The sequence below is a fragment of the bacterium genome (assembly GCA_020444325.1).
In the GTDB taxonomy this organism is placed as follows: domain Bacteria; phylum Bacteroidota; class Ignavibacteria; order SZUA-365; family SZUA-365; genus BM516.
Window position 1 is genome coordinate 19,234 of sequence record JAHLLD010000008.1, and the last position, 21,087, is coordinate 40,320.

15 protein-coding genes are annotated in these 21,087 nt (G+C 57.9%); all 15 read left to right on the forward strand.

Annotated elements, in window-relative coordinates; translation table 11 throughout:
* Positions 1-2: 2 nt before the first annotated feature.
* The 15 genes from KQI65_11330 (at position 3) to KQI65_11400 (ending at position 20,734) form a co-directional block, all read left to right on the forward strand.
* Positions 3-1,436 carry a tetratricopeptide repeat protein gene (locus tag KQI65_11330; protein ID MCB2205333.1) on the forward strand — a complete coding sequence of 478 codons (1,434 nt, stop codon included), beginning with the start codon at positions 3-5 and terminating at the stop codon, positions 1,434-1,436.
* A gap of 2 nt (positions 1,437-1,438) precedes the next feature.
* Positions 1,439-1,948 carry a thioredoxin fold domain-containing protein gene (locus KQI65_11335; protein MCB2205334.1) on the forward strand — a complete coding sequence of 170 codons (510 nt, stop codon included), beginning with the start codon at positions 1,439-1,441 and terminating at the stop codon, positions 1,946-1,948.
* Complete coding sequence (locus KQI65_11340; GenBank protein MCB2205335.1) at positions 1,890-2,450, forward strand: DUF2085 domain-containing protein; 561 nt, start codon at positions 1,890-1,892, stop codon at positions 2,448-2,450. Before KQI65_11335 ends, KQI65_11340 begins: the two co-directional genes overlap by 59 nt.
* Positions 2,447-2,986, forward strand: a complete 540-nt coding sequence (locus tag KQI65_11345; GenBank protein MCB2205336.1) for a hypothetical protein — start codon at positions 2,447-2,449, stop codon at positions 2,984-2,986. The genes KQI65_11340 and KQI65_11345 overlap by 4 nt, the downstream gene beginning before the upstream one ends.
* A 75-nt stretch (positions 2,987-3,061) precedes the next feature.
* Positions 3,062-4,288 carry a redoxin domain-containing protein gene (locus tag KQI65_11350; protein MCB2205337.1) on the forward strand — a complete coding sequence of 409 codons (1,227 nt, stop codon included), beginning with the start codon at positions 3,062-3,064 and terminating at the stop codon, positions 4,286-4,288.
* A gap of 16 nt (positions 4,289-4,304) precedes the next feature.
* Positions 4,305-4,940: a cyclase family protein gene (locus KQI65_11355; protein ID MCB2205338.1), complete on the forward strand. Its 636-nt coding sequence runs from the start codon at positions 4,305-4,307 to the stop codon at positions 4,938-4,940.
* A 48-nt stretch (positions 4,941-4,988) separates the two neighbouring features.
* Entirely contained in the window at positions 4,989-8,141 is a 3,153-nt protein-coding gene (locus KQI65_11360) for a T9SS type A sorting domain-containing protein (GenBank protein ID MCB2205339.1), read from the forward strand.
* Between the two features lie 196 nt (positions 8,142-8,337).
* Complete coding sequence (locus tag KQI65_11365; protein ID MCB2205340.1) at positions 8,338-10,029, forward strand: cation:proton antiporter; 1,692 nt, start codon at positions 8,338-8,340, stop codon at positions 10,027-10,029.
* A gap of 319 nt (positions 10,030-10,348) precedes the next feature.
* Positions 10,349-11,050, forward strand: coding sequence for a succinate dehydrogenase cytochrome b subunit (locus KQI65_11370; protein MCB2205341.1), 702 nt, complete (start codon positions 10,349-10,351; stop codon positions 11,048-11,050).
* Positions 11,047-12,960 carry a fumarate reductase/succinate dehydrogenase flavoprotein subunit gene (locus tag KQI65_11375; GenBank protein MCB2205342.1) on the forward strand — a complete coding sequence of 638 codons (1,914 nt, stop codon included), beginning with the start codon at positions 11,047-11,049 and terminating at the stop codon, positions 12,958-12,960. Before KQI65_11370 ends, KQI65_11375 begins: the two co-directional genes overlap by 4 nt.
* The gene (locus KQI65_11380) at positions 12,960-13,706 is read left to right on the forward strand and encodes a succinate dehydrogenase/fumarate reductase iron-sulfur subunit (protein MCB2205343.1); all 747 of its coding nucleotides are present in this window, start codon (positions 12,960-12,962) and stop codon (positions 13,704-13,706) included. Before KQI65_11375 ends, KQI65_11380 begins: the two co-directional genes overlap by 1 nt.
* A 780-nt stretch (positions 13,707-14,486) precedes the next feature.
* A complete protein-coding gene (locus KQI65_11385) occupies positions 14,487-15,842 on the forward strand; it encodes a lysine 2,3-aminomutase (GenBank protein ID MCB2205344.1) in 1,356 nt (451 codons plus the stop codon).
* 164 nt (positions 15,843-16,006) lie between these two features.
* Positions 16,007-16,873 (forward strand): translation initiation factor eIF-2B, encoded by an 867-nt coding sequence (locus KQI65_11390; protein ID MCB2205345.1) that lies wholly within the window; start codon positions 16,007-16,009, stop codon positions 16,871-16,873.
* Positions 16,874-16,878: 5 nt separating this feature from the next.
* A complete protein-coding gene (locus KQI65_11395) occupies positions 16,879-18,366 on the forward strand; it encodes a hypothetical protein (GenBank protein ID MCB2205346.1) in 1,488 nt (495 codons plus the stop codon).
* Positions 18,367-18,550: 184 nt separating this feature from the next.
* Positions 18,551-20,734, forward strand: a complete 2,184-nt coding sequence (locus KQI65_11400; GenBank protein MCB2205347.1) for a hypothetical protein — start codon at positions 18,551-18,553, stop codon at positions 20,732-20,734.
* The last annotated feature ends 353 nt before the right edge of the window (positions 20,735-21,087 follow it).

Sequence of the window (21,087 nt, forward strand, 5' to 3'; positions counted from 1 at the left end):
AAATGAGTATTTACGATTACGATGATTTTCAAGACGACTGGGATGATCCCGAGGGCGGCAAACACGGGCGTTTTTCCGATATGGATACCTCGGACCTGCTCGATGCTGCAAGACAGGGCTCGCTCAGCGTCGATACGATAGAAGAAATCGCCGGATACCACCTGGAAAAACAGAATTTCGACGATGCGCTGAAATTTCTCGAAATTCTGACCGAACGCACCCCCTACAGTGCTGAGGCGTGGGAGCGTAAGGGTATGGTTTTAAACAATCTGGGGCGTTACGAGCAGGCACTCGAGGCGTTTGAGCAGGCTGAAGGACTCAATCCCGCGGATCTCGAGCTGCTCATCAACAAGGGGATCACGCTCGATAATCTCGGCGATATTGAAGCCGCCATGCTGTGTTTCGACACCGCGCTGGCGATGGACCCTGAGAATGACGAGGCGCTGTTCAGCAAGGGACTCGCGCTCGAGCATTCCGGTGCGTACCATGACGCCATCGAGGTGTTCATGCAGCTGGTCGGGCGGGATCCGGAGCATAAGGACGCCTGGTACGAGCTGGGATATTGCTACGATTTTTCCGATCAGCTGAAAGACTCACTGCGCTGTTATGATCGCGCGATCGATCTCGCTCCCTTCAACGCCAATGCCTGGTACAACCGGGGAATTATTCTCAACCGCATGGGTGCCTGGCGACGTGCGCTCGATTCCTACGACTATGCGCTGGCGATCGAGGAGGAATTCGCTTCTGCCTGGTACAACCGCGGCAACACCTGCGCGAACCTGCGCTGGTTTCCCGAAGCCATCTCGTGCTTCAGGAAGACTATCGAACTCGAGCCCAACGACATGCACGCATGGCATAACCTTGGCAACGCGCTCGAGGAGTCGGAGCGCTACAGCGAAGCCGTGCAGGCATATACGCGTGCGATCACACTGGCACCGCATAACGCCGATTCCATTTACGGACGCGGCAGCGCCTTCGAGTCGCTCAATGATTTCGAAAACGCACTGCTCGACTATACAATGGCCGTGCGGCTTTCACCCGATGCGCTGGACGTCTGGTACGCGAAGGCGGATGTCGAGTTTGAGCTCGGCCGCTTCGAAGACGCCATCACAAGTTTCAGCAATGTGCTGCGCATCGAGCCGCAGAATGCCACCGCCTGGGTGGATTTTGCTGAAATCAATCTCGAAGCGGGGAAATATGACGAATGCGTCCTGGCAGCCGGGAAAGCGGTGGAGCTGGGAGACCGCCTGCCCGAGGCGTATTTTTTCCTCGCCCAGGCACATCTGCTGCGAAACGACGATGGCAGTGCCAATGACGCGCTCGACCGTCTGCAGCATATCGCACCGGATGGAAAGGATTCTGACGGAAATCCTCTGCCGGCGCTCCGTTCCGATCACTTCCCCATGCTGCCGTTTACAGGCAGGAAAGGAGAATGAGGATGCGTTTTACCCTCATCGCTGTTGGACTCGCGACTATCGCGGTCGCCGCATTGCTGTGGCCCACGGCAGGCAGCAACCTTGCGGCCGATGACGTGGACTGGCTCGGTTACGGTGATGCCGTCGCGCGCGCCGGGAAGGAAAACAAGACGGTGCTTGTCGACGTCTACACCGACTGGTGCGGCTGGTGCAAGAAGATGGACCGCGATGTGTACGGCGATTCTGATGTGCAGAAATACCTGGCGGAATATTATGTCGCTGCCAAGCTGGATGCGGAATCCGCCACCACGCATAACGTGCAGGGGAAAAAAGCCACCGAACGGGAAATTGCCCGTGCGTACGGTGTAACGGGATATCCCGCGACGATTTTTCTCAACGAGAAAGGCGAGACCATCACCATTCTCTCCGGCTATGTCCAGAAAGAACGCTTCCTGCTCGTTCTCGAATACATTCATGAACGCATCTACGAACACCAGGGCTGGGAAGATTTCCTCTCCTCCCGCGACAAGTGAAATCTCCCGCTGGTCCCGCACGGCCTATGCAGTGCTGCTCGCTGCCGCGCTGCTGTGGACGCTGGGGATTTTTGTGGCACCGGCGTTGCATGCCTCGGGAAATGACGCTGGAGCACTGATTTCCAGGCTGTTTTATGCCCCGGTATGTCATCAGCAGGTCGAACGTTCCTTTGCGGTGTTCAGCTGGCCGCTGTCGGTGTGTCACCGCTGCTCCGCCATCTATGTCGCGTTTACGCTCGTGCTGCTGGCATTTCCCTTTCTCCGGCGCTTCCCGTTTTTTGTTTCCCTTCCCTTGTCGCGGCTTGCTATATTTATACTTCCGATGCTGCTCGACTATGTGCTCGATGTGCTTGGACTGTGGAACAACAGCGGCATTTCACGCGCAATCTCGGGGAGCGTCGCCGGTGCGGGACTCGCGATTTTTGTCCTTCCCGCCTGGATGGAATTCTGGACTGCCAGGAAACGTCACCACACTGCAGACCATAAAGAGGTTGCCGAATGAATGATTTCGCTACTGCCAAACCGAGTAAGCTCGTTCCCGTTCTCATCGGGGGCGGTGCCATGGCCGTGACGGCCATTGTCCCCGGACTGAATTTCATCAACTGCGCCTGCTGCGCCGGCATCATGGGTGCGGCCGTCCTGGGCGTCTGGTTCTACAAGAAAAGTTTCCCGATGGATATGCCGTTCAACGTCGGCGACGGAGTGATCGTCGGGACGTTATCGGGACTGATCGCGGCCCCGCTGACCACGATGCTGCAGTTCATCATGATGGGTGCCGCCTCGGGCGATTTTGCGTATCAGCTGCAGGATGAGTTCGAGAAAGCATTTTCACAGGCCGAAATGCAGGCGACGGATCCCGCGGCCGTCGAACAGGTCCGCGAGGTCGTCATGCAGCTCGCGGCTACGCCGTTCATGCTTTTCCTTATCGGACTTGTGTTTTCCCTCATCGTTTTTGTTGGATTCGGTGCACTGGGCGGCCTCATCGGCGGCAACATTTTCAAGACCAAGATTATCCCGCAGCAGCCTGACGCGAACTGATCGCCCCCAGGCTGCGTAGAAGGGAGTATGTCTCCGGACATGTTCTTTCATCCAACGACCTGAGTTATCATGCGCATGCGAAGCCTTCTTGTATTTGTCCTTCTCCTGTTTCCCCTGGTACTGAACGCACAGCCGGGTCCCGTGGCCGGGAGTGATTTTACTGTCGTCTACAATCCGCCGGCATCCTCCCCGTTTGCTTCAGCCAGTGCGGTTACGCTGGTGTACGTGTTCGATTACTGGAACGTGCGCTACGGTACCCGTCTGGCACTGTGGCAAAACGTGCTCGATCCCGATACGTCACGCACCCACTATGCCCCGATGAAGAAGGAAGGGGAGAGCTGGACGGCGAAGATTCCTATTCCTGCGACGGCTGCGCTGCTGTCCTATGTCGTCACCGATGGCGAACATGTCGACGGGAATAACCAGAAGACCTGGGTGCGCTACGTCCTCGGTGCGGATGGCGAGCCGGTCAAGAACGCGCGTTTCTACAACCTTTCGTTTCTTGAACTGGCCCGGGAAAAAATCGGCGTTCAGATCAGGGAAGCGGAACGGGAGGTGACCAGCTATCCCGAAAATTTCCCCGCCTATCAACAATATTTCATGCTGCTGATGGAACAGGCGAAAGGGAGTCCGCGCACGCAGGAACGCATCGCGGCGCGCATTGATGGACTCGAAGAACAGTACGGCACGAATCCCGAGTTCCTCAACATGGCGGCGGAAGTCTGGTACTATGTGCTGCAGGATCAGCGGAAGGGACTCGAGTACCGTAAGCGCATCGAAGGTTCAAAGATGTGGCCGCAGGTGTTTGCGATGGCGGATCGCCAGAGCAAACAGGAAACCGCCGCCGAACGCGCAAAATATCATGTCGATCGCAGGAAGGAGTTGCAGGGTGCGGAACTGCCGGCATTCAATCTCAATAATGGCACGGGAGGAAAATCCGCGTTCCCGCGCAATAATGGTCGTCCCCTCATCATGCTGTTCTGGGCTTCGACCTCGGATAAATCCGGCAGCATGCTCGAGGCCCTGCGCGCGGCACTCGCCCCGTATCCCGCTGACGCTGTGGATGTCGTTGTGGTGAGCGTCGACCAGGATGAAGAGAAGGCCCTTAAGGCGTATCAGGAGAAACGGATGCCGTTTGAACTGCTGTTCAACCAGGGCAGCACGCTTTATATGCTGGGTGTCGACAGCATTCCAATCACGTACTTCGTGGATACGAAAAATATCGTACAGAATATCGTTGTGGGCTTTGACAGTGGCATTTCGGGCCGGCTGCGTAAGCTCGTCGACGGTTTGATGCGTTAACCTGAGTGGAGAGAACATGCCCACGTCGCGTATTATTGATATCAGCATCCCCCTCGACGAACAGACGCCATCCTATCCCGGCGATCCGGTGTTTTCGCGCACCCTGAAGGCAGCGATCAGCGAGGACGGCAGCGGGTACAATCTGTCGACCATCGAGATGAGCGCACATTCCGGTACGCATGTCGACGCCCCTGCACATTTCCTGGCCAGTGGAAAAACCATCGATCAAATTCCTGCGCGGCGCTGGCTTTCGCCCGCCGTCGTCATTGACTGTCCCTCACCCGGTCCCATCGAGCGTGATCAACTCGAACGCCAGGGCATCCGTACCGGCGATGCGGTACTCCTCAGGGCTAACGCCAGGCGTCCCGCTGACGCGGCGCCGGACGACTTTTCCGCTCTCACACGGGACGCGGCACGCTACCTGGTAAGCAGGAAAATCAATCTTGTAGGAATCGACGCGCTCTCCATCGAAAGCTACGACGATGCCGATTTTCCGGTACACAAGCGGCTGCTGCGGAATAACATCCTGATCATGGAGGGACTGCGCCTCGGCCATGTGCGTCCCGGTCGCTATTCTCTCATTGCCGCTCCGTTGCTGATCAGTGGCAGTGACGGCGCTCCGACGCGGGCGCTGCTCGTTTCACGCGATTGACTCGCGATTTCCCTTCCCCGTTTTCAGATTATTCTGTATTTTTTTCTGATGACCAGAAACAGCTCCCTGCTGTTTCTTTCCCCCATGAACATGAAGAATGAGGTACGGTCGATGATGTTTGTTTCGATGTCCCGGCAGACCCTGCGTGTCATGACCGCAGCGCTGTTCTGCCTTGCCACTATCCTCGCACCTGTACAGCTTTCCGCGCAGTCACATGCGGATGACGCGTTCACCACGGTGAATGCGTCCGAGCTGTTTCACTCCATAACCCCCGATGGGTTACGCAAAGCCGTACCCATCGCGTCTCCGCAGGCGTTGACCGTCGCGGTGCCCCTCGCATCGTTCCCGCGTCTGCGTGCTTCCGGGAATATGCTGCTTGCGGATTTCCCCATGCCTGACGGCACGACGGCGAACCTGGAACTGCGTGCCATGAAGCTCTTCAGTGACGACGCCATCGTCGTTACGCAGACGGCGCAGGGTGAACTGCGTCGTGCGCTTCCGGATATCCGCGCTTACCGCGGCAGCGTGCGCGGCGAAGAAGGCTCCTTTGTCTGGATGGCCGTCGAAGGCACTGCCATGACGGGCAGCGTTCTTCGTGACGGAGTCGAGTACAGTTTCACCACCCGACTGAACAACGCCCCGCAATCCGGAGACGAGCGCTTGCTCACCGTGTATGAAGCAACACCGGAGATGAAATCCTTCGACTGCGGTGTGGAAGATGATCTCTTTATCGAAGACTATCTTCGCGGCATGCCCAATGGAGCGGATGCGCAGATGATGAAGGCGGGGATGGATACGCTGGTTGCCCGTCTCGCCATCGATATCGACTACGAAGCCTTCCAGCATTACGGCGGCGTCTCAGAATCCGAGAATTACGTGTCCTCGCTCTTTACCGGCGTCATCGCCATTTACGAACGCGATGTTGCCGTGACGTTCGAGATTTCCTACATGCGCACATGGGAAACGGAAGATCCGTACAGTCCCGCCAGCGACAAGGCGGCGCTCAACACCTTTACCGAGTACTGGCGCGACAACATGGATAATGTCGATCGTACGCTGGCATCGCTCATTTCCCGCAAACCGATTTCTGCGAATGGCGTCACGCAGGGACTCGCCTGGGTGAATCAGCTCTGCAGCCGAACGCACGGCTACGCCTTCATCAAGCTCAGCGGCAACAATGGAAATATTGAAGGACATGCGGGTGTCTGGGCGCATGAGCTGGGACATAACTTCGGTTCCCCCCACACGCATGCCTGCGTCTGGAATCCCCCCATCGACAGCTGCTACACTGCGGAGCCGATTCGCAATAATCCTCCCTGTTTCAGCAGCAGTGACATCCACCTGATTCAGGGCGGCGGTGAGCTGATGAGTTACTGCCACATGCGCTTCGGAAACAAGAATGTGCACAAGGTGTTCAGGGATCGTGTCGGTGCACTGGTACGTGGGAACGCGGAGCGTGCGCTCTGCATGAATGTTACCAGCACCGTTCGTGCCCTCGAATTGCTCACGCCCAGCGGCGGCGAGGAAATCTGTGCCGGCATGCCGCTCACCATTACCTGGAGCGCGCAGGGCAACAACGATTTCTCGATACTGCTTTCGACGGATAACGGTGCGACCTGGGAAACGATACTGATCGATGACCTCTCCCGCATCGTGCGTTCGTGGGACTGGGTGATCCCCTCCGACTTCCCGGTGGGCGATACCTATCGCATCCGCATCATCGACAACAAGAATCCGGACCTGTCGGATCAGATGGAAGCCAGCTTCACCGTGAAGGAAGGGACGGTCATCACGGACCAGGTGTTCTGGCGCAATGTCTGCATCGGGGAAGGCGCATGGTTCTACGTGCACGCCACCGGTGCCGGAGAGCTGAGCTACCAGTGGAAGAAGAACGGTGAAAATATCGACGGGGAAACCGGCAACGAACTGCAGCTCCAAAACCTGCAGGAGGCCGACAACCTGTCGACGTATACCTGTGCCATCACGGGCGATTGCGGAACGATTGAGTCCGAACCCGCCCTGCTCAAAGTCTTCACCACGGCGGTTATCGTCCAGGATCTCGTACACGACACGGCCTGTCTCGGTGGCAGTGGACGCTTCGAAGTCGTCGCCGAAGGTTCCAATCTCACCTACAAATGGTACTTCCGGAGTCCGACCGGTGTCAACCGCACACTCGAGAACGACAGCAGCGTGCTCATCATCCAGAATGTGACGCAGGACGATTACGGCGCATACTGGTGCAACGTCAACAGCTCGTGCGGACAGAGTACGACGATGACTCGCTTCCTCATGGTACCGACGACTGCGGTCACCGTACTCGATCCCGCCAAGAGGAATATGGAGATTCCGGCCGGTTCACAATTTGAAATCAGGTGGAAACAGTACTGCCTGAATTCCGTGAAGATTGAACTGTCGGTCGACGGCGCGGCGAACTGGACGGAAATCACCGGCAGCGCGGACGCCAATGCCGGCAGCTACATCTGGAACGTTCCCACGGAGAATTCTGACCGCTGCTACCTTCGTATCAGCAGCGCCGACGATGGATCCGTTTTCGGCACTTCCGAACAGTTCAAGATCAAGGATATGCCGGTGCGCGAGTATGCGCTTCCGAGCGTGGGCTTCAGCTGGGTTGCCGTGGGAACACCGTCCGAAAGGCCGCTGGGCATTGCAAATACAGGCCGTGGCGACCTGGAAGTCACTTCCACGGAAATCATCGGCACGACGGAAGTGGTGCTCAAGAACGCTGCGCCTTTCACCATCACTCCCGGCAGCGATTACGAACTGATGCTTGAATACACACCAGCGGCGGCCGCACCCATGGAAGGACAGCTGGTGATCAGGCACAACGCAGTGGGCAGTCCCGACACCCTCGAGATCTTCGGCGAAGGCTACATCGCCTCGAGCGCCGATGGTCCCGCCCATCAGCTGCGCCTCGAACTGGCACAGAACTGGCCCAACCCGGTCTCCCTCAGCAACGGCGCCCTCACGCAGATTCGCTACGACCTGACGCGCCGCAGTGGTGTGAGCCTCACGCTGTACAACACGCTGGGACAGCAGGTGCGCACGCTTTCGAGCGGTACGCAGGAGGCGGGACGCCATCTGCTGACCATCGATCTCAGCGGACTCCCCACGGGCATGTACATCTACCGCCTTGCTGCCGGAGACGCTGCGGTCAGCCGCATGCTGCAACTCATCCGTTAATCCACGGAAACTGTTCAGCCTTCGCTGACGTTTTTTCGGCACCCCGTCACTCACATGAGAGGCGGGGTGCCTGCTTTTTCACCCCGGGTGCTGTTTTCAGCCGAGCTGGCTGCTTTTTTCGTCCCGAAGGAGTTTCGATTGTATCGCTGGACAGCTATTTTTGGCAAAACACGTAAACATGTAAAGCTGCCGTATCATGCACTTTCCCATTCTCGGTGATATCGTCATCATCGTCGCGCTCAGCGTCGCGGTGCTGTATGTATTTCACCGTTTGAAAATCCCTCCCATTATCGGTTTCCTGATGACCGGTGTCATCGCGGGTCCCCACGGGTTCGGTGCGGTCAACGCGGTGGAGCAGGTGGAAGTGCTTGCCGAGGTGGGAGTGATTCTGCTGATGTTCACCATCGGACTCGAGATATCCATCCGCGATCTGATGCGGATGAAGAAATCCGTCCTTGGTGGCGGGGGATTGCAGGTGGGACTCAGCATCGCCGGCACACTGGGCGTATTCGCGCTCTTGGGACTCCCGATCGAGGCCGGAGTGTTCGCGGGTTTCCTCGTCGCGCTCAGCAGTACCGCCATCGTTCTCAAACAGCTGCAGAACGCAGCGCAGATGGAGAGTCCCCATGGCCGGGCAACGCTCGGTATCCTGATTTTCCAGGATATCATCATCGTTCCCATGATGCTGTTCACGCCGCTGCTTGCAGGCGCCGCGGAAGGGAGTGCGGGTATGGAAATCCTCATTCTCCTCGCCAAGAGTGCCGGGGCCGTGCTCGTAGTCCTCATCGCTCAGCGCTATCTCATTCCCCGGGCACTGCATCAGGTCGCCGCGACGCGGGACAAGGAGCTGTTCCTTCTCGCTGTGGTCGCGCTCTGTTTCCTCGTCGCCTGGCTTACGGCAAGCATCGGACTCTCACTCGCCCTCGGTGCGTTTCTCGCGGGCATGATCGTGGCGGACTCCGAGTACAGTCACCACGCCATGGGCAATGTCATGCCCTTCCGCGACCTGTTTACCAGTTTCTTCTTCGTCTCCATCGGCATGCTGCTCGATCCCCTCGCCATCATCGAGCAGCCCGTCGCCGTGCTGCTGCTCACCGTCGCCATGCTCGTGGGGAAAAGCCTGATCGCCACAGGCGCCATGCTGCTGCTGCGTTTCCCGCGAAGGACCGCCGTGCTTACCGGGGTGGGACTCGGACAGATCGGAGAGTTCTCTTTCATCCTCTCCCGCGTCGGGGTGGAATATGGCTTGCTGGCGGGAGCCGAGTACCAGCTCTTTCTCGCCGTCAGTGTGCTCACCATGGCCGCGACGCCCGTGATGATGGCAATCGCTCCGCGTCTCGCAGACATGGCTGGTGCTTCGGCGAAGGATGGGGAAGGGGAGAGGAGGGACCCGGAGGCGGGACTACTCATTATCGGGTATGGACTCAACGGACGCAACCTGTTCACGGCGGTGAAGGACATGGATATTCCCGTGTCCATTCTCGAAATGAATCCCGACACCGTGCGCAACGAACGCATGGCCGGGGTGCCCATCGGCTTCGGGGATGCCACGCAGGACGCCGTGCTGCTGCATGCCGGCGCCGCAACGGCAAAGGTCGTCGTCATCGCCATTTCCGATCCCGCGGCCACAGGGCGCATCACCGAGCGGGTGCGCGCACTCAACAGCAGCGCGCACATCATCGCCCGCACGCGTTTCATTTCGGAAGTGCTGAAGCTCGCCGTCCTCGGCGCCGATGAAGTCATCCCCGAAGAATTTGAAACCGCCATCGAAATATTCGCCCGTACCCTCGAAGCCATCGGCATTGACGAAGAGCAGATTCGCGATCAGGTGCGTCAGCTTCGCAGCGACGGCTACGCCGCCTTCCGCCAGCAGGCAGGGGAAGTGTAATCCGGTTGCGGCTGCACGTGTTCGCCTGATTTCCCGCGATGTCACCCCGCCACTCGCGGTGCGGCCACAGTCTTGTGTTTACATGTGATTTGAATTCGCGGGATGGGGGATATGCAATGCGATAGCTCCGGAAAAAAGGATGTAATTCACCTCTGCATTGTGTTGATATCCACGGTGGAAGTTGCTACTTTTTATTGATCCTACTGGTCCGCTAACACCTACCGGAAGCTCCTTGAATACGGGAATCATTCTCATTTCCATAGCGCATGATAACTCCAGCATGCGCCTCATCACATCAATCAAATTCACCTAAGGTACTATGGCTGCACTGGTACGCTTTCTCCAATCTACAATCTTGAGCAAGGTCGTCGTGGCCGTGACGGGACTTTTCATGGTTCTGTTCATCCTGGGCCACATGATCGGGAATCTCCAGATGTACCTCGGCCAGGATACGATGAACCATTACGCGGAAACGCTGCAGGGCATGGGTGCCCTGCTGTGGTTGATCCGCGGCGGTTTGCTTCTCTTCCTGGTCCTCCATGTCATTACCTCCATCCGGCTCAAGGCGCTGAATCTCTCGGCGCGTCCCGAGCCCTACGCGGTCAAGAACTACGTGCGTGCGACGCTCACGTCGCGCACCATGATCTGGTCCGGGGTAATGCTGTTCCTCTTCATTGTTTATCACCTGCTGCATTTCACGGTCAAGGCGACCAATCCTGCCTATGGCGGACTCTTCGATGCTGCGGGACGTCATGACGTATACTCGATGGTGGTGATCGGCTACAACAACGTGCTCATCTCCATCGTGTATATCAGCGCAATGATTCTGCTGGGTTTCCATCTGTTCCATGCCATTGAGAGCATGTTCCAGACCCTCGGCATCAATCACGAGAAGTACAATCCTTTAATTCACGGGTTGAGTGTCACCCTGTCCACCATCATCGTGGCCGGGTTCATCATGATTCCCGTCGGTGTGCTGGCAGGCTGGATCACACTGCCTGAAGGAGTGATAGTATTATGAATCTCGACCCGAAAATTCCCTCAGGACCGCTGGCAGAAAAATGGGATAATCACCGCTTCAACATGAAGCTGGTCAATCCCGCGAACAAGAGAAAATACAGTGTGATCGTCGTGGGTACCGGGCTCGCCGGTGCCTCGGCAGCAGCCACGATGGCTGAACTGGGCTACAAGGTCACCGCGCTGTGCTACAACGACAGCGCCCGCCGCGCCCACAGTATCGCCGCACAGGGCGGCATCAACGCCGCGAAGAACTATCCCAATGACGGCGACAGTGTGTACCGCCTGTTCTATGACACCATCAAGGGTGGCGACTACCGCTCGCGCGAGGCCAACGTCTACCGCCTGGCGCAGGTGAGCAACAATATTATCGACCAGTGCGTGGCGCAGGGCGTGCCCTTCGCACGTGAATACGGCGGCTACCTCGACAACCGCAGCTTCGGCGGCGCACAGGTGTCGCGTACGTTCTATGCCAGGGGACAGACAGGACAGCAGCTGCTGCTGGGCGCATACTCGGCGCTGATGCGGCAGGTGGGACTCGGCACCGTCGATCTCCACACCCGTCATGAGATGATGGATGTGGTATTGGTGGACGGACATGCACGCGGCGTGGTCGTTCGTGACATGGTCACCGGCAAGGTCTCCAGTTTCGCTGCCGACGCTGTCATCCTTGCTACCGGCGGGTACAGTAACGTGTTTTTCCTTTCGACCAACGCCATCGCCTGCAATGTCACCGCGGCGTACCGTGCGTACAAGAAAGGCGCGGCTTTCGCCAATCCGGCATACACGCAGATCCACCCGACCTGCATCCCCGTTTCCGGAGACCATCAGTCCAAACTCACGCTGATGTCGGAATCGCTGCGCAATGACGGACGCATCTGGGTACCGAAAAAACACGGCGAAACCCGTTCCGCCAACGATATTCCCGAAGACGAGCGCGATTACTATCTCGAGCGGAAATACCCGAGCTTCGGCAATCTTTCACCACGTGACATCAGCTCGCGCAGTGCCAAGGAAGCCTGTGATGACGGACGCGGCGTCGGCTCCACCGGCTATGGAGTCTACCTCGATTTCAAGGACGCCATCAACCGCCTCGGCAAATCCACCATTGAAGCGCGCTACGGCAACCTTTTCCAGATGTATGAGCGCATTACCGGTGAGGACCCGTACACCGTGCCCATGCGCATCTATCCCGCCGCGCATTACACCATGGGCGGACTCTGGGTCGATTACAACCTCCAGAGTACCATTCCCGGACTGCATGTGCTCGGCGAGGCCAACTTCTCCGATCACGGCGCCAACCGTCTCGGTGCAAGCGCCCTGATGCAGGGACTCGCGGACGGCTACTTCGTCATTCCCTACACCATCGGCAACTACTTCGCCACGGCGAAAACCGAGAAAGTCACCCCCGATCATCCCGAGTTCAAGCGTGCAGAAGAGGAAGTGCGCGGGCGCATCGATAGCCTGCTGTCCCTCGATGGAAAGCGCACCGTGGTTTCCATTCACCGCGAACTCGGCAAGATCATGTGGGATTACTGCGGCATGGCTCGCAACGAACAGGGCCTCAAGAAGGCGCTGGAACTCATTCCCGAACTGCGTCAGGAGTTCTGGGAGAATGCCAAGGTCGTCGGCGATGGTGAAAACCTCAACAGCGCCCTCGAGCGCGCCGGCCGCGTGGCGGATTTCCTCGAATTCTCCGAACTGATGTGCCACGATGCCCTCAACCGCAACGAAAGCTGCGGTGGTCACTTCCGCGAGGAATACCAGACCGAGGAAGGCGAGGCCAAACGCAACGACGACGACTACGCCTATGTCGCCGCGTGGGAATTCAAGGGCGTCGGCAACGATCCGGTGCTTCACCGTGAGCCGCTCGAGTTCGAGAATGTGGAGCTTCAGACAAGGAGTTATAAGTAATGAAACTCAAATTGCATATCTGGCGGCAGAAGAATGCCCGCGAAAAAGGGAAAATGGTGTCCTACGAAGTCGACGACATCAGTACCGACATGTCCTTTCTCGAAATGCTCGACGTGCTCAACGAGAAACTGATCCTCAACGGCGAAGAACCCGTCGCCTTCGATCATGACTGCCGCGAAGGAATCTGCGGCGCCTGTTCGCTGACCATCAACGGAATCCCTCACGGACCCGAGAAGGAAACCACCATCTGCCAGCTGCACATGCGGCATTTCAAGGATGGCGACGAGATTTATATCGAACCCTTCCGTGCCCGTGCATTCCCCGTGATCCGCGACCTGGTGACCGACCGCTCCGCCTTCGACCGCATCATGCAGGCAGGTGGATTCGTCTCGGCTCGCACCGGCGGTGTCCCTGATGCCAACGCCATCCCCATCAGCAAAAAGGAATCTGACCTGGCGATGGACAACGCCGCCTGCATCGGCTGCGGCGCCTGCGTCGCATCCTGTAAAAACGCTTCGGCCATGCTCTTCGTCGCCGCGAAGGTGTCGCAGTTTGCACACCTCCCGCAGGGACAGCCCGAGCGTCAGCGCCGCGTCCTCAACATGGTCGCGCAGATGGACAAGGAAGGCTTCGGCGGCTGCACCAACCAGTACGAATGTGAAGCTGTGTGTCCCAAGGGCATCAGCGTCGCCTCCATCGCCCTCATGAACCGCGATTACTTCAAAGCCTCGGTGCTGGAAGGGTAGTTGCAACGCTGACGCCTCGCGTCAGGCGATAATTTGTTTATGTATGCGCAGGCATTCTGTTTTGGCAGAGTGCCTGCGTTTTTTTTGCGTTGCGTTCTTGCGCTCACTCCGCTCGCGCGTTCTTGGCCCCTCCGGGGCCGTATTTTGGTCCTGCGGGCCAGTATTTGCTCGCTTCGCTACCGGATTGAGTCCCTCAAATCGATTTTAACATACCCTAAAAAATATTTTTAACATGCCCTAAAACGCTCTGACCGCCCCGAAGCGGAGCGGAGGGGCAACTACGCCTCGGCCGCAGGCCGAGCGCGACACCTCGGCCGCCGTAAGGCGGACGAAAATCCTCGACCGCCGTCAGGCGGGAGAAACGCCTCGACCGCCGTCAGGCGGGAGAAACACCTCGACCGCCCGGAGGGCAGGCGAAAACCCTGAATTTGGCTCAAGGGCGGCAATATTCCCGCGCCGAAGTCACGCGAAGCGGGATGAGGCTCCAGCGGCTCCGCCGAAGGCGGAGACTCCCGCGACACTACAGGTTCGGATGAACATCGCGACCCGGGTATGGCGAGCAAATTTCCCCTCATCCGATTCTCACCTTATCCCCTTGCGTCGCATCATATTTCTCCTATTTTTTATATACTACGCTTCATTATCTGACATACAGCGCAGGGAAGCATCCTACTAAGGACAACGAAGCAAGTTCTTTTATAACATAGCTGTCTCCAAACCACAGGAGGAAATATCATGGACATGAAACCGTTATCACCACCTGGCAGGGCAAGACCCCATGTGTACTCTGGTGCACAGAGGGACGTGGAGCCGTTCACGTATTTTACGGAACGTAACTTCGAGAATATCACCCAGGTCAACGAACTCCCCTCCGATCTTCTGTTCGACATGAAAGTTGTGTCGAGCGTACTCCCGTTCAAAGTCAATTCTTACGTCGCCAACCAGCTCATCGACTGGTCTGACATCCCCGACGATCCCATTTTCCAGCTGACCTTTCCCCAGAAGGGAATGCTGTCGGAGGATCATTTCAATCGCATGGCAAAGCTGATCTCCGCGGACGCACCGCGTAACGAGATCAAGGAAGAGGCCAATCGTATTCGACTGGAGCTGAATCCGCATCCGGCGGGACAGACCACATTGAATGTCCCGACGCTTGACGGAGAGCCGCTGCCCGGTTTGCAGCACAAGTACCGTGAGACGGTGCTGTTTTTCCCCGCTGCCGGACAGACCTGTCACTCCTATTGCACGTTTTGCTTCCGCTGGGCGCAGTTTGTCGGCATGAGCGACCTGCGATTCGCAGCCAAGGAAGCGAGTCAACTCAAGGAATATGTCGCGCGCCATCCGGAAGTCACCAACATCCTTATCACGGGTGGTGATCCGATGGTCATGAAGACGCACAAGCTCGAGCAGTATGTGGAGCCACTGCTGGATCCCGCGCTCGAGAACCTGCAGACAATCCGTTTCGGTACGAAGTCGGTTGCCTATTGGCCACAGCGCTTCGTGACAGACGCGGACTCCGACGATCTGCTGCGCATGTTTGAGCGCATTGTGGAGTCCGGACGTTCGGTCGCGGTTATGGCGCATTACAACCATCACAGGGAGCTCGAAACTGCCCTCGCGCGCGAAGCGATCAGGCGGATTCAGTCTACCGGCGCGGTCATTCGCAGCCAGTCCCCCCTGTTGACGCATATCAACGATTCCGCTGGCGTATGGGAGCTGATGTGGCGTGAACAGGTGCGCCTCGGCATCATCCCGTATTACATGTTCGTCGAACGCGACACCGGCGCAGAGCAGTATTTCAAGATTCCGCTAGTCAAAGCGGTCAAAATTTTCCGCGAGGCGTTCCGTCATGTAAATGGACTGGCACGCACGGTACGGGGTCCCTCGATGTCTGCCACTCCCGGCAAGGTTGAAATCACCGGCATCTCGCAGGTGCATGGCGAGAAGGTGCTCGCCCTCCGCTTCCTGCAGGGCAGGAACCCTGAATGGGTCGGCAAGCCGTTCTTTGCAAAATATGACGACCAGGCCAGCTGGCTGCATCATCTCAAACCGGCGTTTGGCGAAGAGAAGTTCTTCTTTGAGGAAGAGCTCGAGCAGATGTCGCGTCAGAAAATGATGGAGAAGGGCAGCAACTGATCCTTCATCGTTACGGTACATAGACTCCCTCTCCGTCGACCGGAGAGGGAGTCGTGTTTTCGCCCGAACCGGGAGGGACAACTGTGGTCCGCAAGGTCCCATGGAATCCTTGCTTCTTGCGCTGAACAACCCTATTTTTTCTGGCACACGAGGCCCTTTTTCCCTTGATAAAACATTTTCAGCAAATTGCCAGCGACAACACTTCGGGAGCGACGGAGCTGATTCACAAGCTCCTCGCGCTCTGCGAAAACTGCGCCATCGGGTACCATCTCGATGACCTGGGCGAGGGCTTTGCGCTGCTCGAGCACTCGCAAAAAAGCATGCCGTCGCTGCACGCAGTGCTGCAGATCCTGAAGTCGGATTTTCTGCCCAAACTGCGGGATGGCGAGGAAAACGTGGATGCCATTTCCTACCTGCTGTCGCTGGAAAAAATCCTCACCGAATCCGGGGATACCATCGCCGAACTGTTCACCGAAAAATTCACCGAAACGCGCAGTATCGTTACCATTTCTCGCAGCTCCACGGTGATGTCGGCATTCTATCACCTCCATGAAGTGCATCGCCTTCGCAAAGCAGTTGTGCTCGAGGCGCGTCCCATGATGGAAGGACACCGGACAATTCGCGACCTGCAGCAACGCGGGGTGCAGGCGACGCTGATGGTGGATGCCGCCATGTGCCAAGCGATGGAAATGGTGGATTGTGCCGTGGTGGGGGCAGACAGCATCAGTGCGGACGGCTACCTCCTCAACAAAACGGGGACCTTCCCGCTGGCCATCTGCTGCAAGGAAATGGGCATCCCGCTGTACGTACTCTGCGATTCATTGAAATTCTCCCCGCAGCTCAAAGACCGCATCGTCGTGGAAGATCGTCCCGCCGAGGAAATCATCACCAGGGAGGAAGGTGATAACTTCGAAGTCTGGAATCAGTACTTCGAATGGACGCCCGTCGACTACGTCACGGAATTTATCACCGAGCGCGGCATACTGACCCCTGATCAGCTCAGCGCCCTTGTGGGTGAGGACAACGGCTGATCACCATGTTTCACCAGCTCCCCATGTCGCAGCTGCCCGCTGCTGACCGTCACTTCGGCTTTTCCCGGCGTATCGCGTTCCTGATGATCGCAGCCGTGCTCATGACGCTTTGCGCCGCGAGCGCTCGCGCACAGGTGCCCGTCGGCCACTCGGTCCATGAACGGCAGATGCGCACCCGGCCACAGCCGGTGGTTGCAGGGGGAACTACCGTACCGTTGCGTCGCACGGCTGCAAGGGAATTGACGCATACCGTATTTGGCTATCATCCGTACTGGATCGCAGATTCGGTGACGCTGCAGTACGATTTTTCCCTCCTGTCGCATCTCGCATATTTTGCGGCGGAATTCGATCCCTCCTCCGGCATGATGACCGACACCCACGGGTGGGAATTCGCTCCGGTAGTCGACCGGGCCCAGGCTGCCGGCGTGCGCGTGCAGCTCGCGGTCACGAATTTCGGAGCCGGGGGGAACCGCAGTCTGCTCTCATCTGCCGAAGCGGTGGATACGCTGGTGAAGCAGATCCTTGCGATGCTGCGCATCCGCAACGCGGCCGGTGTCAGCATTGATTTCGAATCCGTTCCCTCCGATCAGCGCGACAATCTTACGGCGTTCTTCATGCAGCTGGATGCCGCGCTGGCGGCTGAACTGCCGGACGCCGAGATCAGTGCCGCGATTCCGGCGGTGGATTGGAATGACAGCTGGGATGTCGCTGCGCTGCGGGAGTACGTGGATCAGTTCTTCCTCATGGGATATGACTATTTCTGGTCGGGCTCGAACAACGCCGGTCCGGTCGCCCCGCTGCTGGGCAGCAATCTCAACGTGACGCGTTCGGTGGATGAGTACTTGACGAAAGGTGTGCCGCCTGAACAGTTCCTTCTGGGGGTGCCTTATTACGGGTACGACTGGGCCGTGGTCAGCAATGCCGAGGGTGCAGCCACGACGGCGCGCGGCGTTTCACGCACCTATGCGCGCGTGCAGCTGATGTCCGGCGTTCAGCAGCGGCAGTGGAGCAGCACGTATCAAAACCCCTGGTTCGCGTATGAGACCGCAAACTGGAGACAACTGTGGTACGACGATGTGCAGAGCCTCGGTGACAAGTATGACCTGCTTCTCTCCAGAAATCTTGCCGGCGCGGGGATATGGGCGCTCGGGTATGACGGAGACAGGCCGGAATTGTGGGATCTGATCGAAGATACTTTCACCCGTGTAACGAGCGCGTCCTCCGTCGCAGCCGCTGATGCCTTCGCACTTCAGCTATTTCCACAGCCCCTGTCTACCGGAACAGCACTCTCGCTTCGCATCAGCGGGACGGAGCAGAGGCCTGTCACCATCCATGTGACTGACGTCCTTGGACGACTGCGCTGGCAGACCGTGCTTGACGGCACGTCAGACCTGCAGCGGTTACGTCTGCCGAAACTGGAAGCGGGATACTATTCCATCATCGCTGCTGCGGGGACTTCCCACACCATTGTCCCGCTGATCATCACTCCCTGAAGTGTCGCCGCCATACACGTCTGCTGCCGGATTCCTCCGCTGCCGAACGTGAGCGCCGGCGCGTGCCTGCCATTCCGGCTGTCATTGTCTCACCTGCCGACATCATCTATATTGCAAAACGCCGCCGGATAGTTTTCCCTCCGGTAACTGCACTCTTCCGTCCACGACAGCGCACAGGTCTCACATGGCAAAAAAACCGTCGCAGCCGAAAAAAGTCACCAGGCCGATCCTTTCCCGTGAGAGCCGGATGGTCCTGTACGCGCTGGCAGCGTTCGTTGTCGTTCGCGGCATCGCGGGGATGATTGACACAGGCGGACAGCGGCTCTGGGGAATCGATTTTTACAGTATGTACGATGGGACGTGGATGGCACTCGTCGCCTGGCTGCCGCTGCTCTTCGCCCTGCCATCCATCTCCGCTCGTTTTGTTGGAGCCTCATCGTCCTCCGCGCATGCGGATGAAGCGAAAGAGCGAGGGAAGGGGACTCCAGCGATCCGTCTGCTTCTGGCTGCGGGATTAACGCTGTTCGCGGGATGGCTGGCTTATGAAATCAATGTGGGATATGCATTTCTCGGTGACGGAACCTGGTATCCCGCCGAGCTGCTGCGCAGCATGACACTGCCGGATTATGCGAACAGCATGATCAAACCGAGCGCCTGGCTGACGGGACTGCTGCTCGACACGCTGGCTGTTCGACTGCAGCCAGAAGATATTCGGCTGCCCTTCATCCTCGCCGGTGTAGCCGGTGCGGTGATCGCGACAGGGTCGCTGCTGCTCGCCATGCGCCGGGAGCAGGGGAAGACCGTTCTCATGACGGCGCTGCTGTTTCTCGCTCCCGCGGGCAGCCTCGTATTCCTCGGGTACATCGAACTCTACGCGATCGTGTATGGCTTGAGTATTGCCTACCTCGTGAGCGCCTGGGAATGCCTGCGTGGGGACGTTCCTGTCTGGTTCCCGGGCATGTTTCTGCTGCTGGCCATCCTCTTCGGTGCCTCAAGCATTGTATGGCTGCCCTCGTACCTGCTCCTCCTGCACTGGAAGGTGAGAGGGGAGTCCGGTAGCTTCCCCCTGCGCAGAGCAGCGATGATCCTGATTATCCTCCCACCCCTGGCAGCTCTGCTTGCCGTGTTTCTTCTCCCCGGAAACAGCGACAGCGCATACCTGGTCGCCTTTTCTCCGTACGAACGCATGGTTGAGGGATTTTCCACCGGCTGGCAACGCTACGTTTTCACAGCAGGCGCGCGCTGGATCGATATCATCAATGTCCTTTTCCTCACCCTTGGTCCCGTGCTCGCGGTACTTCCTGTGCTGTTCGTCCTCGCCATGCGGAGACGCATCCTGACACTGCCGTCCGTTCTTCTCGGACTCACGGCTGCCTCGGGTGGACTCACCCTGCTCCTGTTCGGCAACACCTTCCTCGGATTGGCGAGGGACTGGGATGTCGCTGCACTGGCTGTTCTCGGATGCTTCCTGCTCGCGACTGTGCTTCTGAAATCCCTGCATTCCCACGGCGCACTGCAGCTCCCGGCTCTGCTTCCCATGCTGGCAGCCGCAATGCTCTCCCAGCTCGTGCTGTGGACTGCGGTCAACGTCAACGACGATGCCTCCGCCCGGCGCTTCGCGCAGCTTGCCGAGATGGATGAAGGCGTGGTGCTCCCGATGAACAGCTTTACGGCCTGGGAAAACCTGCGCAAGTTCTACAAATCAGGAGGGGAGCAGCAGCCGTACTTCCATGCGATGCGAAAACTGATTGAGACCGGGTATCGCCGAGATGTCAGCTATGCTGAATACCTGAGCGCCGCGCTTCAGCTGCGTGATGCGGGGAAGCAGCAGCAGGAAATGCGCTGGCTGCTCGAAACGCTGCTTGGCGATGCGAAGGCAGAATCCCAGCGGGAACATGCCACGGTGGACAGGCGCTTTTTCCGGGAATTCAGCATGCGAGCTCTGCTCTCTGCCTGGCAGACCGGACATCAGGACCTCGTACGAGCGGTCCGTCCTTCATTTGAGTCCCGTTTCGCTTCCTGGCCTGAAAAACAGCTCCTTCTGCCCCTGCAGCAATCGCTGTCACAGGAAGAAATCCGCCAGATTCTTGACAGCGCCGTCAGCGAGGATACAGACGATGCTTTCCTGCTCATGACCGCGGGCGGGTATGCCGCCCGGTACGATCTCACCGGCGAAGCTGACAGACTCTATGCCCGGGCTCTCAAACGCGAACCGACACAGTATCCCTCCTGGTATCTCGTCGCCGCACGCCTGCAGATGCAGTTGCAAAACAGGGAGAAAGCCAGGCAATACCTCGAGGCATGTATCACCAACGCTCCTTCCTCCATGGAAGCACGCCAGGCTGAATCCCTCCTTTCTCAGCTCTAGGCCTCACTTCACCTGCCGGCCTGTTTATGGCTGTTGCCATTATTCACACATCCACGCTGATGTCGTAAGCGAATACGCATATTTATGCTTTATACACTCATGTGCTTGAAATGTGAGCGCAGCAGGGAGTTCACAATCTTCTGATAAGTGAAATTCACGCACAGTGAAAAAAAAGCACTATTTTCTTGCGGATGGGGAATCTGCTCCCTATCTTCCAACTTAAACAGGCCAATTCAGCGACACAATTCCATGTCCCGAATTCATTCGTGACCAGGAGCTGATTTTCAGCGGAAAACAACAATTATCGGTCTGTTTTCATGTCGTGTGGACATGCAGGATAAGAAGACCTCATT

Coding starts and splice junctions, on each gene's coding strand:
- KQI65_11330 (MCB2205333.1), top strand. CDS start 3: ATGAGTATTTACGATTACGATGATTTTCAAGACGACTGGGATGATCCC.
- KQI65_11335 (MCB2205334.1), top strand. CDS start 1,439: ATGCGTTTTACCCTCATCGCTGTTGGACTCGCGACTATCGCGGTCGCC.
- KQI65_11340 (MCB2205335.1), top strand. CDS start 1,890: ATGAACGCATCTACGAACACCAGGGCTGGGAAGATTTCCTCTCCTCCC.
- KQI65_11345 (MCB2205336.1), top strand. CDS start 2,447: ATGAATGATTTCGCTACTGCCAAACCGAGTAAGCTCGTTCCCGTTCTC.
- KQI65_11350 (MCB2205337.1), top strand. CDS start 3,062: ATGCGAAGCCTTCTTGTATTTGTCCTTCTCCTGTTTCCCCTGGTACTG.
- KQI65_11355 (MCB2205338.1), top strand. CDS start 4,305: ATGCCCACGTCGCGTATTATTGATATCAGCATCCCCCTCGACGAACAG.
- KQI65_11360 (MCB2205339.1), top strand. CDS start 4,989: ATGACCAGAAACAGCTCCCTGCTGTTTCTTTCCCCCATGAACATGAAG.
- KQI65_11365 (MCB2205340.1), top strand. CDS start 8,338: ATGCACTTTCCCATTCTCGGTGATATCGTCATCATCGTCGCGCTCAGC.
- KQI65_11370 (MCB2205341.1), top strand. CDS start 10,349: ATGGCTGCACTGGTACGCTTTCTCCAATCTACAATCTTGAGCAAGGTC.
- KQI65_11375 (MCB2205342.1), top strand. CDS start 11,047: ATGAATCTCGACCCGAAAATTCCCTCAGGACCGCTGGCAGAAAAATGG.
- KQI65_11380 (MCB2205343.1), top strand. CDS start 12,960: ATGAAACTCAAATTGCATATCTGGCGGCAGAAGAATGCCCGCGAAAAA.
- KQI65_11395 (MCB2205346.1), top strand. CDS start 16,879: ATGTTTCACCAGCTCCCCATGTCGCAGCTGCCCGCTGCTGACCGTCAC.
- KQI65_11400 (MCB2205347.1), top strand. CDS start 18,551: ATGGCAAAAAAACCGTCGCAGCCGAAAAAAGTCACCAGGCCGATCCTT.